General features: G+C 59.1%; 16 protein-coding genes. 4 read left to right on the top strand and 12 right to left on the bottom strand.

What is annotated here, in order from left to right; genetic code table 11:
• Positions 1-189: 189 nt before the first annotated feature.
• Together BLW11_RS04890 and BLW11_RS04885 are read left to right on the top strand one after the other, a co-directional pair.
• The gene (locus tag BLW11_RS04890) at positions 190-465 is read left to right on the top strand and encodes an HU family DNA-binding protein (RefSeq protein WP_048361361.1); all 276 of its coding nucleotides are present in this window, start codon (positions 190-192) and stop codon (positions 463-465) included.
• A 183-nt stretch (positions 466-648) separates the two neighbouring features.
• Positions 649-1029 carry a hypothetical protein gene (locus BLW11_RS04885; RefSeq protein ID WP_048361362.1) on the top strand — a complete coding sequence of 127 codons (381 nt, stop codon included), beginning with the start codon at positions 649-651 and terminating at the stop codon, positions 1027-1029.
• 75 nt (positions 1030-1104) lie between these two features.
• On the opposite strand, the gene BLW11_RS04880 is transcribed toward BLW11_RS04885, so the two are convergent.
• From BLW11_RS04880 to exbB, 6 genes are all read right to left on the bottom strand, one after another.
• Positions 1105-2499 (bottom strand): aminoacyl-tRNA deacylase and HDOD domain-containing protein, encoded by a 1395-nt coding sequence (locus BLW11_RS04880; protein WP_048361363.1) that lies wholly within the window; start codon positions 2497-2499, stop codon positions 1105-1107.
• Between the two features lie 79 nt (positions 2500-2578).
• Positions 2579-4654 carry an ATP-dependent DNA helicase RecG gene (gene recG / locus BLW11_RS04875; protein WP_048361469.1) on the bottom strand — a complete coding sequence of 692 codons (2076 nt, stop codon included), beginning with the start codon at positions 4652-4654 and terminating at the stop codon, positions 2579-2581.
• A gap of 8 nt (positions 4655-4662) precedes the next feature.
• Positions 4663-5583: a hydrogen peroxide-inducible genes activator gene (locus BLW11_RS04870; protein ID WP_048361364.1), complete on the bottom strand. Its 921-nt coding sequence runs from the start codon at positions 5581-5583 to the stop codon at positions 4663-4665.
• Positions 5584-5742: 159 nt separating this feature from the next.
• Positions 5743-6489 (bottom strand): TonB family protein, encoded by a 747-nt coding sequence (locus BLW11_RS04865; RefSeq protein ID WP_048361365.1) that lies wholly within the window; start codon positions 6487-6489, stop codon positions 5743-5745.
• The gene (exbD, locus tag BLW11_RS04860; protein WP_016782713.1) at positions 6486-6911 is read right to left on the bottom strand and encodes a TonB system transport protein ExbD; all 426 of its coding nucleotides are present in this window, start codon (positions 6909-6911) and stop codon (positions 6486-6488) included. Before exbD ends, BLW11_RS04865 begins: the two co-directional genes overlap by 4 nt.
• 6 nt (positions 6912-6917) lie before the next feature.
• Positions 6918-7898, bottom strand: a complete 981-nt coding sequence (gene exbB, locus BLW11_RS04855) for a tonB-system energizer ExbB (protein ID WP_048361366.1) — start codon at positions 7896-7898, stop codon at positions 6918-6920.
• A gap of 189 nt (positions 7899-8087) precedes the next feature.
• On the opposite strand from exbB, the gene BLW11_RS04850 reads away from it, so the two are divergent.
• Positions 8088-8945 carry an SDR family oxidoreductase gene (locus BLW11_RS04850; RefSeq protein WP_048361367.1) on the top strand — a complete coding sequence of 286 codons (858 nt, stop codon included), beginning with the start codon at positions 8088-8090 and terminating at the stop codon, positions 8943-8945.
• Between the two features lie 22 nt (positions 8946-8967).
• On the opposite strand, the gene BLW11_RS04845 is transcribed toward BLW11_RS04850, so the two are convergent.
• The 6 genes from BLW11_RS04845 to BLW11_RS04820 all read right to left on the bottom strand — a co-directional run bounded on the left by BLW11_RS04845 (position 8968) and on the right by BLW11_RS04820 (position 14279).
• On the bottom strand, positions 8968-9711 hold the full coding sequence (locus BLW11_RS04845; RefSeq protein WP_048361368.1) for a hypothetical protein: 744 nt from the start codon (positions 9709-9711) through the stop codon (positions 8968-8970).
• 67 nt (positions 9712-9778) lie between these two features.
• Positions 9779-10159 (bottom strand): RidA family protein, encoded by a 381-nt coding sequence (locus tag BLW11_RS04840; protein ID WP_019410296.1) that lies wholly within the window; start codon positions 10157-10159, stop codon positions 9779-9781.
• A gap of 24 nt (positions 10160-10183) precedes the next feature.
• Positions 10184-12289 carry a bifunctional GTP diphosphokinase/guanosine-3',5'-bis pyrophosphate 3'-pyrophosphohydrolase gene (gene spoT / locus BLW11_RS04835; protein ID WP_016782708.1) on the bottom strand — a complete coding sequence of 702 codons (2106 nt, stop codon included), beginning with the start codon at positions 12287-12289 and terminating at the stop codon, positions 10184-10186.
• A 60-nt stretch (positions 12290-12349) separates the two neighbouring features.
• Positions 12350-12613, bottom strand: a complete 264-nt coding sequence (rpoZ, locus tag BLW11_RS04830; protein WP_003437783.1) for a DNA-directed RNA polymerase subunit omega — start codon at positions 12611-12613, stop codon at positions 12350-12352.
• 168 nt (positions 12614-12781) lie between these two features.
• The gene (gene gmk / locus BLW11_RS04825; RefSeq protein WP_048361369.1) at positions 12782-13402 is read right to left on the bottom strand and encodes a guanylate kinase; all 621 of its coding nucleotides are present in this window, start codon (positions 13400-13402) and stop codon (positions 12782-12784) included.
• Positions 13403-13415: 13 nt separating this feature from the next.
• On the bottom strand, positions 13416-14279 hold the full coding sequence (locus BLW11_RS04820; RefSeq protein WP_048361370.1) for a YicC/YloC family endoribonuclease: 864 nt from the start codon (positions 14277-14279) through the stop codon (positions 13416-13418).
• Positions 14280-14473: 194 nt separating this feature from the next.
• Between BLW11_RS04820 and rph the strand changes: the two genes are divergently transcribed.
• On the top strand, positions 14474-15196 hold the full coding sequence (gene rph, locus BLW11_RS04815; protein WP_048361371.1) for a ribonuclease PH: 723 nt from the start codon (positions 14474-14476) through the stop codon (positions 15194-15196).
• Positions 15197-15225 lie beyond the last annotated feature (29 nt).

The raw sequence follows: 15225 nt of genomic DNA, 5'->3' as shown, positions 1-15225 counted from the left end.
ACACTGCTCGATCTGTCGTATACGCCATTGCCTTGACTCAACAAAGCCCATACCGAGGCTGGCGCCGGCCTTGGCCGCGTGCCATTCTCACACCGGTCTGCCGCAGTTTAGAGCCTGCGGCGCCTTGGGCGCTGCTCCGTAGAGAGCAGCACGGACATAACAACAAAAAACCGTCAATGAGGCTTCATCATGCGTAAACCAGATCTCGCCAACGCTATCGCTGAAAAGGCTGACCTAACCAAAGAACAAGCCAACCGCGTACTCAATGCAGTGCTTGAAGAAATCACCAATGCACTGCACCGCAAAGACAGCGTCACGCTGGTCGGCTTCGGCACCTTCATTCAGCGCCATCGCGGTGCCCGTACCGGACAAAACCCGCAAACCGGTCAGCCGGTCACCATCAAGGCCAGCAACACCGTAGCGTTCAAGCCAGGCAAGTTCCTCAAGGACAGCGTTAATCCTTAAGGGCCTGAAGAATGGGCAGGCTGGCGCTGCCGGCAGCCCATTCTTGATAGTTAACGGGTCGATTGTGCGGCCATAAGTGGCAAAACCCATCCCATCAGCGCCTATCTCTGCACAAATATGGTGTTCTTCGCTCAAATCGTTACACTGCGCCGGCCATTTTTTATTCCCCCCGAGGCCGCGCACATGAAATTTCGTTTTCTACTCTGGATGCTGGGCTTTTTGATGGGCAAAGCCAGCCGCAAAAACCCTGCCTTTGCGCAGCAACTGGCTGACAAGGATCTGGTTTTCCAGCTGCAGACCCTCGACGGCAAAGTGGCACGTCATTTCAAAGTCAAAAACCAGCGCATCACCAACCATGCGGGCCTGTACCCCGAGCCTGCGTTTTCCATCGCCTTTAAAGATGCCGCCTACGGCTTCGCCACGCTGCAGGCGAAGAACAAGCAGCTGGCGTTTATGACCGGGATTCAGGACAAGTCGATTCAGATCAAAGGCAACCCGGCACTGGTGATCTGGTTCCAGGGCCTGACCAAGTACCTCAAGCCGCGTAAAAAGCCGAAAGCCTGAGATCAAAGCCCCCTCACCCCAACCCTCCCCCAAAGGGCGATGGAACTGATTGGGAGTGGCTTGGGGAGATGCGTTTTAAGGCTGACCGAACTGCGCCACCATTTCACGCAGCATCACTTCAGCCTCAAGCACTTTGCCGACCACCGCTTCTGCCTTGTCACGGGGCACGCCCAAACGCTCGAACAACGCGTCCGGCAACGGCGCACAATCCCCGTGCCCAATGCCTCGGCTGCGCAGCAACCCCAGCGCAACGCACACCAGATTCGGATAGTCGCTATCAGTGCCGATGTAGGCCGGATCATGTTGAAAGCGCACGGCGACCGTCAACTCGCCCGGCATGCCCCAAAACCCCATCAACCAAGCCCCCATCTGCTCACGACTGATGCCCAGCAAATGCTGTTCAATCAGGCTGTGGCTGACGTGCGGGTTAACCTCAAGATGACGGCAGATCAGCGAAAAATGCGGCGGAAATACGTGGGCCAGCAGTAAATAGCCGAAGTTGTGCAACAGCCCCGCCAGATAAGTCAGGCCGACTTCCGGGCGTTTTTCCCGAGGCATGGCACGGGTCAACCCCTCAATAACCGCTGCGGTGTAGATCGATTGCTGCCAGTAGGGCGTGCTTGATTGCGGGTTGTCCTTGGGCAGGCCCAGGCTCTTGCCCAGCGACAGGCTCAGCGCCAGGTTGATCACCAGATCGACCCCCAGCACGCGCACGATGGCGTCTTCGACCGAGCGAATCTTGCTTTGCGACGCGTAGTACGACGATGACGCCCAGCTCATGACTTGTGCCGCCAGGGCCGGGTCGGTTTCGACAACACTGGTAATTTCGTCGATGGTGACGTCGGGGTCGGACCGCAGCCGCATGATCTTGCGCACACTCTCGGCCAGCGGCGGCAATTCGATGGTGGCTTCGAGCCGTTGCTGGATGCGCCGCGCCGTGAACGCCTGGACCGCCCGGGTAATGGCTTCACCGTCATCACCGGTATGATCCAGCTTGATTTCACTCAAGGGCTCGCCAAAACGGCCAGCACTGGCATTGTTGAGCAGGCGCTTGAAGTCCTTTTGAGTCACTTCCAGCAACAAACCCGGCTTGCCGGCGCTGATCAACAGCGCGGGTTGCAGCAACAGCTGCTCTTCGTACAGGCAGGGCGAGTTGATCAGCGCTGGCAAGCCGGGCAGCTGGGTCAGGCCGTGCTTGTCGAGCATGCGTTCCAGACGCTCTGCCGAGACCGCTGTCATGCGCCGCCCGATCAAATCGGCCAGGCGGTTGAGATCCAGCAAATGATTTTGCGTGAACAACACCATCAGGACGCCGACCGTGTCATCGAGCAGTACGGCCTGTACCTTTCTGGCAGGATCGAGCCCCGGGTGATCGGGCACTTCGCGATAGGTGATGGCCAGGTCACCGAGCAGTTGCCCAATTACCGACGGCGTGCGCAAAACGACAGGGGCACTGGCAACTTCAGTCATGGTCGGCATCCGTTCTTTACAACCCAAATTTGATAACCCGTTACTTGATCGGCCGCAGGTCCATTTACTGAACGATTTTTTACACCTGCCCGTATTGCTGCCCGTGACGCAGCCAGCGGTCCAGCAAGGGGCTGACATGGCTTGGCCAACGCTCAATCAGTGCCTGGGCGGCGTCGCGTACGGCAGGCAGCAGGTCGGCATCGCGCATCAGGTCGGCAACCTTGAATTGGAGAAGACCTGTCTGGCGGGTGCCGAGCATTTCGCCAGGGCCGCGCAACTCAAGGTCTTTTTCGGCGATCACAAAGCCGTCGTTGGTTTCACGCATGATGCCCAGACGCTGGCGGCCAATTTGCGAAAGCGGCGGGTGATACAGCAGCACACAATGGCTCGCGGCGCTGCCCCGGCCAACACGCCCACGCAGCTGGTGCAGTTGGGACAGGCCCAGACGCTCGGGGTTTTCGATGATCATCAAGCTGGCGTTGGGCACGTCAACGCCCACTTCAATCACCGTGGTTGCCACCAGCAATTGCAGTTCACCGGCCTTGAACTGGGCCATGACGGCGGCTTTTTCGGCTGCTTTCATGCGCCCGTGAATCAGGCCTACACGCAGTTCGCCCAGAGCGCTGGAAAGGTCTTCGAAAGTGGTTTCGGCCGCCTGACACGTCATCTCTTCAGACTCTTCGATCAGGGTACAGACCCAGTAGGCTTGCCGCCCCTCGGCACAGGCGGCTCGCACCCGCTCAATCACTTCAACTCGACGCGTGTCGACCACCAGCACAGTGTTGACCGGAGTTCGGCCGGGCGGCAGTTCGTCGAGGATCGAGGTGTCGAGGTCGGCGTAAGCGCTCATGGCCAGAGTGCGCGGGATCGGGGTGGCGGTCATGATCAACTGGTGCGGGCACATCACGCCGCCCACGCCTTTGTTGCGCAGCGCAAGGCGTTGCTGCACGCCGAAGCGGTGCTGTTCGTCGATGATCACCAGCGCCAGGTTCTTGAACTGCACATGGTCCTGGAACAAGGCATGGGTGCCCACGACCATGGGTACGCCGCTCGCGATCTGCTCCATCGCCGTCACCCGGGCCTTGCCTTTAAGTTTGCCGGCCAGCCAGGCTACTTCGAGCCCCAGGGGCTCGAGCCAGCGCTTGAAGTTGATGAAGTGCTGCTCGGCGAGGATTTCCGTGGGTGCCATCAGTGCTACTTGATAACCCGCCTCAAGCGCCTGCAAGGCCGCCATCGCAGCAACGACCGTCTTGCCCGAACCCACGTCGCCCTGAATCAGGCGCAGCATGGGTTCCGGCTGACTGAGATCGTAGGCAATTTCGTTGCCTACGCGGGCTTGGGCGCCCGTCGGCGGGAAGCCCAGATTGGCTAGAAACTGCACTGGCAGCTTTTGCGCCTTGGGCAAGACCGGCGCCCGCAGGGAACGCAGGCTTTCGCGCAGACGTTGCTGGGACAGCTGATGTGTCAGCAGTTCTTCAAAGGCCAGACGGTGTTGTGCCCAGTGATGGCCCAAGGAGAGTTCTTCGACATCGGCATCGGCGGGTGGCTGGTGCAGATAGCGGATGGCTTCGGCCAGCGGGGCCAGCTGGTAATCCTTGGCCAGTTCACGCGGCAGCCAGTCGGGCAAGCTGCGCGGGCCAAGCATGTCCAGGCTCTGCAGGCTGAGCTGGCGCAAGCGCTGCTGGGTCAGGCCTTCGGTTGTGGGGTAAATCGGCGTCAGCGTGGTGTCGATGGGCGGCGGCTCATCACCGGTAATGGCGCGGTATTCGGGGTGGTAGATCTCCAGCCCCGAGGAGCCGGGCCGGACTTCACCATAGCAACGCACCTCAGTACCGCGTTTGAGGCTTTCTTTTTGCGCATTACTGAAGTGGTAGAAGCGCAGGCTCAAGCCCCCGGTGCCATCGTTGATGCGCACCAGCAAGCTGCGACGCTTGCCCATGACCACGTCGGCACCGATGACCCGGCCTTCGACCACGGCATCCTGGCCGGGGCGCAGGGCGCCAATCGGCACCACGCGGGTACGGTCCTGGTAGCGCAATGGCAAATGGAACAGCACATCCTGTACGTTTTCCAGTCCCACCTTGGCCAATTTCTCGGCCATGGCCTCGCCCACGCCCTTGAGCGCGGTGACCGACACATTCGACAACTCGGTCATCGGCGTACTTACTTCGCAGCAGGCGGCTTGGCCACCGAACACAGACGGATCGAGTCCGCGAGGATTTCAATCGCCTTTGGCCGCGGGAAGCTGGCTCGCCAGGCGATGGCCACGGTGCGAAACGGCACTGGCGGGGTCAACGGGCGCACGGCCAGGATGCCGGGAGCGTAGTGATGGCTATCGACCGCCGACAACGGCAGGATCGAAATCCCCAGACCTGACGCCACCATGTGACGGATGGTTTCCAGCGAGCTGGATTCAACCGTGGTATGCATGGCGCCATCATTGCCTTTGGCCACTGTCGGGCAGGCTTCAAGCACCTGATCGCGGAAGCAGTGCCCTTCACCCAGCAACAGCAAACTCTTGTCGTTGAGCAGCGCGGCGTCGATGGTTTCTTTTTGGGTCCACGGATGCTCGCTCGGCATCAGCACGTAGAACGGCTCGTCGTACAGCGGCAGGGTCAGCACGTCTGCTTCCTGAAACGGCAGGGCGATGATGATCGCATCCAGCTCGCCGTTGCGCAGTTTGTCGCGCAGCACGTGGGTGAAGTTTTCTTCGATATACAACGGCATCTGCGGGGCAACCCGGTGCAGTTGCGGGATCAGATGCGGGAACAGGTACGGGCCCACCGTGTAGATCGCACCCACTTTGAGCGGGGCAGTCAGCTGGTTCTTGCCGGCCTGGGCCAGTTCGCGAATGCCTTGGGCCTGCTCCAGCACTTTTTGGGCCTGGGCCACGATGGCTTCACCCACCGGAGTCACACGCACGGCGCTTTTGCTGCGCTCGAAAATCAGCACACCGAGTTCGTCTTCCAGTTTTTTCACACCCACCGACAAGGTCGGCTGGCTGACGTGGCAACGCTCAGCGGCGTGACCGAAGTGCTGCTCTTGGGCGAGGGTAACGATGTAGCGTAACTCTGTAAGCGTCATAGCGGCGTCCCTGTGGTTGCGGGCCAAGCATAGCGGCTGCAATCGATAGACGCACGTTATCAGACATTACCCTCAGAGCTACAGTCGCTAATCAATGGCGGGGCTGATTTATCTTGCTCACAGATGCACAAAGGGCACCCTGAGGTGCCCTTTGCGGTGTTATCGCCGACGTTTATCGATGGAATAAACGAAGGGTGCCACGATCTCGATACTGCCATTGGTCAGCATTTCAGGCGGTGGCTTGGGCAACGGCTGTGCCCGGCGGATCATTTCCAGGGTGGCCCGGTCCAGATCAGCATTGCCAGAGCGCCCTACCAACTCGTAGGACAACACCTTGCCTTCAGCATCCACCACGAAGCGCAGACGGTTCAGACCTTCCTTGCCGCGGGATTGAGCAGCAGGCGGGTACTTTTTGTACTTGCCCAAGTGGCTGAGCAAAGTACCTTCCCAACTGGCTTTGGCTGCCAGTTGTTGCGCCGACGGCCCCGGGGCCGGTGCAGCGGATTTCTCGCTGGTGTTCTTGGTCGGCGTCGCGTCGCTGGGTTTCTCTTCTGAAGGCTTCTCTTTGACCGGGTCCGGTTTTTCCACAGGCTTGGGCGGTTGAGGCTTTTGCTTGGGTTTGACCGGTTTGGGCACGGAAATCTTCGGTTTAGGCGCTTCGGCCAGCTTGGGTATCGGCAACTCTTCCACTGGCGCCGGCGGTTGTGGCGGTGTCACCACTTTAGGCGGCGCAGGAGGAGGCGGTGCCGGCAGGGGTGCCAGATCAACCATCATCGCTTGCGGCGGAAGTTCGATCGCGCGCGGGCTGGACCATTGCAGGGCAAGAATCACTGCCACTGCATGGACACCCAATACCACGGCCAGGCTGGTTGCGTAACGCGTCATCTTTTGGCGCGCTATGGTCATTTCTTGGCTGCCGTCTCAAGTCCGACCAGACCCACCTTCAAGTAACCGGCTGCGCGCAAAGCATCCATCACGCTCATCAGGTCACCGTAGTCCACGCCCTTGTCGGCCTGGAAGAAGATCGTCGTGTCTTTGTTGTTGTGGGTCCTGGCATCCAGGGTCGGGCCCAAAGCCTCAACCGTAACCGGTTCTTCGCCCAGGTACAGGCGCTGATCAGCCTTGACGCTGAGGAACACGGGTTTCTCAGGCCGAGGTGCCGGTTTGGCGCTCGAAGCGGGCAGGTCAACCTTGATATCCACAGTGGCCAGCGGTGCTGCCACCATGAAGATGATCAGCAGTACCAGCATCACGTCAATAAAGGGGGTGACGTTGATTTCATGGTTCTCGGCGAGATCGTCATCGCCTTCTTTTAAATGCAGGCCCATGGCCGGTTACCCCACTTTCACCATGTGCGGTTGCGAGCTACGCTCGGGCGGCAGGTGATCGAGGTCACGGCTAACCAACAGCAACACTTCAGCAGACGCATCCGCCACCTGAGCCTTGTAGCCGGTGATGGAGCGGGCGAAAACGTTGTAAATCACTACGGCAGGAATCGCTGCAACCAGACCCAGTGCCGTGGCCAACAGGGCTTCAGCAATACCCGGCGCTACGACGGCCAGGTTGGTAGTCTGAGTTTTGGCGATACCGATAAAGCTGTTCATGATGCCCCATACCGTACCGAACAGACCGACGAACGGTGCAGTGGAACCGATGGTGGCGAGTATGCCCGTGCCGCTGCTCATGTTGCGGCCGCAAGCGGCTACCAGACGCTCAAGACGGAAGCTCACACGCTCCTTGATGCCTTCTTTTTCGCGGCTATTGGCCGACAGGCGCATTTCTTCGAGGGCGTCCTGCACCAGCAGGTGGGCCAGCGTGCCTTCTTTGGCCGCAGTGTCGCTGGCTTCTTTAAGGGTACGGGCTTTTTTCAGATGGGCGATTTCAACCCGCAGACGACGCTTGGCGCCCAGGACTTCAAAGCCTTTGGCAATCCCGATGGTCCAGGTAATGATCGAGGCGATGGCCAGACCGATCATCACGATTTTGACGACGATGTCCGCGTTTTTGTACATGCCCCAAGGCGACAGGTCATGGGCCATGCCCAGGCTGTTATCTTCTTCGGCAATAATTTGCGGCGCGTCATCGGCCGGGGCAACAGCGCCCTCAACCAGTGTAGGATCAGTCGCACCCGGTGTTGCAACAGGTGCCGGGGCAGCAGCCTCAGTGGCGGCGTGTACAGCTGGGGCAGCAGGTTCGTCGGCAAATGCCGCGACCGGTGCCAACATCAAGCTGAACATTAGCGCCGCAACCCCACGCCAGACGCGTGTTGGGCTCAAAGGCTGGGTTGGCGAAGCGGTGGGATGATTGCGTGTCATGCTAGCCGGACCTGAGAAAAGTAATGAGTTAATGCCCTACAACGCGGTGTAAGACCAAGGGCAAAATGATGCGTTATTATTGCAAGTAATTCTTGTTAACAAAAGCAATAGCATCTGTTTTTTTCGAAAGCCACGACTTTGGTCGTGTCTATTTAGGTCATTTTGTAACTCTTCATTAGGAATCTTGAGATGCCCAAAGCCTCTGTTTTGATCGCCGGATGCGGTGATATCGGCAGCCGCATGGCCACTCAGTTGCTCACCAATGACTGGCAGGTACACGGGCTTCGGCGCTCGATCGAGCGGCTGCCCGCGGGTGTCATCGGGGTGGCTGGCGATTTGTTCAGCGAGCAGTGCCCGGCGCACTGGCCATCGGGAGAGATCGACTATGTGGTGTACAGCGCCGCTGCAACCGAGCATGACGAAGCGGGTTACCAGGCGGCGTATGTGGACGGGTTGAAGCACACCCTGAGCTGGCTCAAGCAACACGGCCAGAAGCCAAAGCGGCTGCTGTTTGTCTCCAGCAGCAGCGTTTTTGCCCAGAAGGACGGGGAATGGATTGACGAGACCTCACCCGCCCAGGCAACAAACTACTCGGGGCGAATCATGCTCGACGCCGAGCAGGTGGCGCTCAACAGCGGTATTGCCGCCAGTGTGGTGCGTTTGACCGGGATCTACGGGCCGGGACGTGAGTGGATGCTGGGGCAGGTACGTAAAGGCTATCGCGTAGCCATCGACCCGCCGATGTATGGCAACCGCATCCATGCCGACGACGCGGGCGGCCTTCTGGCCTTTTTGCTTGAGGCTGACCGTCAGGGTAAAGCCCTGGACGACTGCTACATAGGTGTCGATAACGCACCGGTGCCACTGGCCGAAGTAGTGGGCTGGTTACGTGAACGCCTGGGAGTGACCGAGTGGGCTGCCGAGACAAGCACCCGCCGGGCGGGCAGCAAGCGCTGCAGCAACGCCCGCGCCAAGGCACTGGGCTGGGAGCCGCGCTACTCGAGCTATCGCGAGGGGTATGCCGGGATTCTGGACGGCAAAGCGTAGATTTATGGGGAAACCGCAGCAGCTATAACAGTTTCTCCAACACCCACTCGCGCTTGCCCGGGTAAAACTGGGGCATGTCATCCGGAGCGGAGGCGTCCAGCGCCTGGAAGATTTCAAGCCGGCGGCCATCGCGCACAAAAATGTGCGCAGCGCCCGTCTCACCCTGCTGTAACCACAGGCTGTCGTACTCGCCACTCATCGATGCGCAATCACCCGCCAGGCACAGTACGTAACGCTGGGTATTGGGCAGGCCCTTGACCTGACCGTCCGCTGAAAACGTCACAGGGTTGCCCTGGCCCGCACCACTGACGACACGCCACTGCCCGCCCATATAAGCGGAGTTGAGTGCCGCCTCAAAGCTCGTACCCAATGGCGCGTCGCTTGCAACATTGACCTGCGAGCGCACAAAAGGCTGGCGCGGCTCTGCATCCGTCTCGGCCTGGATCAGCGTTTCACCTTCCAGGCTCAAGCCGGTGGATCCACTGCCATAAAAGCTGACCTGCCACCCACCATCGTCTTCAGGCAGCAATTTGCCTTCAACCCGTTCAAAGCCGTTGGTGTAATTAGCCGTAGCGTTTTTGGCGTCGATGTCCCATTCAAGGTTCGGCCCGTAGGCCAGCAGGGCTTCGCGCAAGTTGCCGCCATTGGCAGCTGCGTCGATTGCGGCCTGATTGATCCAGACACCACTGATGTCGCGGTGGGCGGGTACGCTGGCACAACCCCCCAGAACAACAGTGAGCAGTGACAACACGAGCGCTTTGCGCATGGCGGGGTCCTTTTGAAACAAGGAGGAGCGGGGGTTGGCGCAGCATGAAGACGCTGCGCCGAGGGTGTTACTCAAGTACCAGAATAGCGTCCATCTCTACCTGCGAACCCTTTGGCAGGGCTGCAACGCCGATGGCGGCGCGGGCCGGGTATGGCTGCTCGAAGTACTTGCCCATGATCTCGTTGACCTTGGCGAAGTGGCTCAGGTCTGTCAGGAAGATGTTCAGCTTGACGATGTCCTTGAACGAACCACCCGCGGCTTCGGCCACCGACTTCAGATTTTCGAAAACCTGAACGGTCTGGGCTTCAAAGCCTTCAACCAGCTCCATGGTTTTTGGGTCCAGCGGGATTTGACCGGACATGTAGACAGTATTGCCAGCTTTGATCGCCTGAGAATAAGTACCGATTGCAGCAGGTGCCTTGTCGCTGGTGATAACAGTCTTGGACATGGGTGACTCCTTGTAATTAGATGGCTACGCACGCATACGAGTGATGCGGATAACCCCGGTAAGGGCGCGCAGTTTTTTGATCACGCGAGCCAGGTGCACGCGGTCGTGCACGCTGACCACCAGTTGAACGACGCTGATTCGACCATCGCGTTCGTCCATGCTGATCTTTTCGATGTTGCCGTCGGCGGCGTTTACGCTGCTGGCCAGCAGCGCAATCAGGCCGCGCTGATGTTCCAGCTCGACGCGCAACTCGACGTTGAATTCGCCGGTAACGTCCTTGGCCCACGAAAGCTGGATGCATTTTTCGGGGTTATGGCGGATTTCACTGATATTGCGGCAGTTGTCCAGGTGCACAACCATGCCTTTGCCCGCGGACAGATGACCAACAATCGGATCTCCCGGGATCGGCGTACAGCATTTGGCGTAACTGAGCACCAAACCTTCCGTACCGCGAATCGCCAGCGGACCTTCCGGGCTCGGCAGTGCCTCGCCTTCACCCAACAGACGTCGGGCCACCACGTAGGCCATGCGATTGCCCAGGCCGATGTCTTCGAGCAGGTCTTCGATCTGCTCCAGACGATACTCCTGAAGCATTGCCTGGACGCGCTCGGCCGGGATTTTATCCAGCGCACTGTTGAAGCCGTTGAGCACCTTGTTCAGCAGGCGCTCGCCCAGATTGACCGACTCGGAGCGACGCTGCAGCTTGAGCGCATGACGGATATGCGTGCGCGCCTTGCCGGTGACCACAAAGTTGAGCCAGGCCGGGTTGGGACGCGCGCCGGGCGCACTGACGATCTCGACCGTGGAGCCACTTTGCAGCGGCTCGGACAACGGCGCGAGCCGGCGATTGATCCGGCACGCAATACAGCTGTTGCCCACGTCGGTGTGCACCGCGTAGGCGAAGTCGACTGCCGTGGAGCCTTTGGGCAGCTCCATGATCCGGCCTTTGGGCGTGAAGACGTAGACCTCGTCCGGGAACAGGTCGATTTTCACGCTTTCGATAAATTCGAGGGAGTTGCCTGCGCGCTGCTGCATCTCCAGCACGCCCTTGACCCACTGCCGCGCCCGGGCGTGTGTACCCGTGTGCTGCTCGTCGCCACTGGATTTGTACAGCCAGTGGGCGGCGATACCGTTGTTGGCCATTTCTTCCATCTCACGGGTACGGATCTGAATTTCGATCGGTACGCCATGCATGCCAAACAGGGTGGTATGCAACGACTGATAGCCGTTGGCCTTGGGAATGGCGATGTAATCCTTGAAACGCCCCGGCAGGGGTTTGTACAAATTATGTACAGCACCCAGCACGCGGTAGCAGGTATCGACCTTGTCGACGATGATCCGGAACGCGTAAACGTCCATGATCTCGTTGAAGGCCCGGCGCTTGCCGCGCATTTTTTTGTAGATACCGTAGATATGCTTTTGACGACCGCTGACTTCGCCCTGAATGCCATCAATGGCCAGACAGTGGCTGAGCGATTCTTCAATTTTATTCACGATCTCTTTGCGATTGCCCCGGGCGCGTTTGACGGCCTGATAAATGCGCGCGGAGCGCATCGGGTACATCGCCTTGAAACCGAGGTCTTCGAATTCGATACGAATGCTGTGCATACCCAGCCGATTGGCAATGGGTGCATAGATTTCCAGGGTTTCCTTGGCAATCCGTCGGCGTTTTTCGCCGGACAGCACTTCGAGGGTACGCATGTTGTGCAGCCGGTCAGCCAGCTTCACCAGAATCACGCGAATATCACGCGCCATGGCCATGGCCATTTTCTGGAAGTTTTCAGCTTGGGCTTCGGCCTTTGTTTCGAAGTTCATCTGAGTCAGCTTGCTGACCCCGTCGACCAGATCGGCCACGGTTTCGCCGAACTGCGCGACTAGCGCTTCCTTGGCAATACCGGTGTCTTCGATTACGTCATGCAGCATGGCCGCCATCAGGCTTTGATGGTCCATATGCATATCGGCAAGGATGTTTGCCACTGCCAGCGGATGCGTGACATAAGGCTCGCCGCTACGTCGGCGTTGGCCGTCGTGGGCTTGTTCTGCGTAGAAGTACGCCCGGCGGACCAGATTGACCTGGTCCGGGCCGAGGTACGCCGACAAGCGATCGGCGAGGGCGTCTATGCTCGGCATGAGGAAACCTCCTGCCAAAACTTTTTACCCTTCGCCGTGCTATGTCGACCGGGCATAGGCTTAGTTCGCCTCGTTGGACTCGTCCTCGAACGCTGCGAACAGCGGTTCGTCTTCGACGATTTCAGCGTTAGCGATAAACTCGTAGCTCATCAGGCCTGCAGCGATTTCACGCAAGGCAACAACGGTCGGCTTGTCGTTTTCCCACTCAACCAGTGGCTCTTTACCGCCGGTGGCCAGTTGACGGGCACGCTTGGTAGAGAGCATGACCAGCTCAAAACGGTTATCCACGTGTTCTAGACAGTCTTCAACGGTTACGCGGGCCATGGTCTTCCTCGTAGCAAATGCAATATGCGCGCTGCCCGGATGGGCGAGCGGACTAAACAGTTTAAAAAATCACCAGCCATTAGGGAAGCGCTGATTTTTCGGGCGTTGCCCCAAAAACCTCTGTAAGCGCCAATGTAAAGCCCTTACAGGGGTTTTGGGAAGCGCTCTTTAACCGAGCAATTCGGCCAGTAATTTGCCGAAACGCTGCTGCTGGCGCTTTTGCTGGAGCCGGTTGGCCCGGAAAATGGCCTTCAGGTCCTCGAGTGCCAGAGCAAAATCGTCGTTGATGATCAGGTAATCGTAGTCAACATAGTGGCTCATTTCACTCACGGCTTCGCGCATGCGGCCGTCAATGATTTCGCTGCTGTCCTGACCGCGATTGTCCAGACGCTGACGCAAGGCTTCCTGGCTAGGCGGCAAGATGAAAATCGAGCGCGCCTGGGGCATCAGCTTGCGAACCTGTTCGGCACCTTGCCAGTCGATTTCCAGAATCAGGTCGTGACCTTCATCCAGTGTTTGCTGCAAGTGGCTCTGGGACGTGCCGTAAAGGTTGCCGAACACTTCGGCGCGCTCCAGAAAGTCACCGTGCTCGATCATTTTCACGAACTCTTCGCGCTCGACAAAATGATAGTTCACGCCGTTCACTTCACCTGGGCGCATGGCACGGGTGGTGTGCGAAACCGAAACCCGGATCTGCGGCTCAACGTCGATCAACGCTTTGACCAGGCTGGTCTTGCCTGCGCCCGAAGGTGCAGAAACGATATAAAGGGTGCCAGTGCTGTGGGTCATGTCAGGGGATGCCTTACTCAATATTCTGTACTTGTTCACGCATCTGCTCGATCAACACTTTGAGGTTGACCGCCGCTTGAGTGCTGCGTGGATCGAATGCCTTGGAGCCCAGGGTATTGGCCTCACGGTTAAGCTCTTGCATCAGGAAGTCCAGACGACGGCCTGCGGCACCACCCGACTTGAGCACGCGACGCACCTCAAGAATATGGGTGCTCAGGCGGTCCAGCTCTTCGGCCACATCGCTTTTTTGCGCCAGCATGACCATTTCTTGCTCAAGACGCTGCGGATCAAGCTCGGCCTTCATGTCGGCAAAGCGATCCAGCACCTTTTGACGCTGGGTGGCGAGCATCTGCGGTACCAGTTCGCGCAGGGTGTCGACATCGCTTTCAATGGCACTCAAACGTTCGCTGATCAAGCGAGCCAGCTCCGCGCCTTCGCGCTCGCGGCCGCTCTTGAGCTCCTGCAGACCTTGTTTGAACAGTGCCAGCGCCTGACTGTTCAGGGCTTGCGGGTCGCTGGCATCCGCCACCAGAACACCGGGCCAGGCCAGTACTTCCAGCGGGTTGAGGGCAGCCGGCTGCTTGATCAGGCTGGCGATGGTTTCAGCGGCGGCCACCAGTTGCGCCGCGCGCTCACGATCAACCTGCAAGGGCTTGCCCGTGGTTTCTTCAGTGAAACGCAAGGTGCATTCAAGCTTGCCCCGCGAAATGCCCTGACGCAGCGCTTCACGCACCGCACCTTCGAGGTCACGGAAAGATTCAGGCAGACGCAGGTGCGGCTCCAGGTAGCGGCTGTTGACCGAGCGCAGCTCCCAACTCAGGGTGCCCTGAGTGCCGGCGCTTTCGACGCGGGCAAAGGCGGTCATGCTATGCACCATGGACGGTACCTCGCGATTCAATGAATTAAGCCTGACGGCAATTAAGACCGACAATTGTAACGCAGTGCAGCGGGTGGCCCCAAATGACGTCGGTCGTAAATACGCTCTCACGACGACAAACCGACGCGTCCTGCGCCGTCATGGCCTTTCCTTTATAATGCTCGGCAGTTTTCCGTCCCGTACAGGTATCCCACATGAAACGTCCAAGTGGTCGCGTTGCCGATCAGCTCCGCCCGATCCGCATCACCCGCAACTACACCAAACACGCAGAGGGTTCTGTACTGGTCGAGTTCGGTGACACCAAAGTCATCTGCACCGTCAGCGTCGAGAACGGCGTGCCGCGCTTCCTTAAAGGCCAGGGCCAGGGCTGGCTGACTGCCGAATACGGCATGCTCCCACGCGCTACCGGCGATCGTAACCAGCGTGAAGCCAGCCGCGGCAAGCAAGGCGGGCGCACCCTGGAAATCCAGCGCCTGATCGGCCGCTCCCTGCGTGCAGCACTGGACATGTCCAAGCTGGGCGATATCACCCTGTACGTTGACTGCGACGTGATCCAGGCTGACGGCGGCACCCGCACCGCATCCATCACCGGTGCCATGGTTGCACTGATCGACGCACTGAAAATCATCAAAAAGCGTGGCGGCCTCAAAGGCGGCGACCCTATCAAGCAGATGATCGCAGCGGTATCGGTTGGCATGTACCAGGGTGTTCCGGTCCTTGACCTGGACTACCCTGAAGATTCGGCAGCCGAAACCGACCTGAACGTAGTAATGACCAGTTCCGGTGGTTTCATCGAAGTTCAGGGCACCGCCGAAGGCGCGCCGTTCCAGCCTGAAGAGCTGAACGCCATGCTCGCGCTGGCACAGAAAGGCATGAACGAAATTTTCGCCCTGCAGCAAGCTGCATTGGCCGATTGATTGTCCAAGCCTTAACGACTACCCGGAGA

Source organism: Pseudomonas deceptionensis (genome assembly GCF_900106095.1).
Taxonomy (GTDB): Bacteria; Pseudomonadota; Gammaproteobacteria; order Pseudomonadales; family Pseudomonadaceae; genus Aquipseudomonas; species Aquipseudomonas deceptionensis.
Note: the sequence above shows the minus strand (reverse complement) of the source record. Positions and strands in the feature narration are given on the sequence as shown.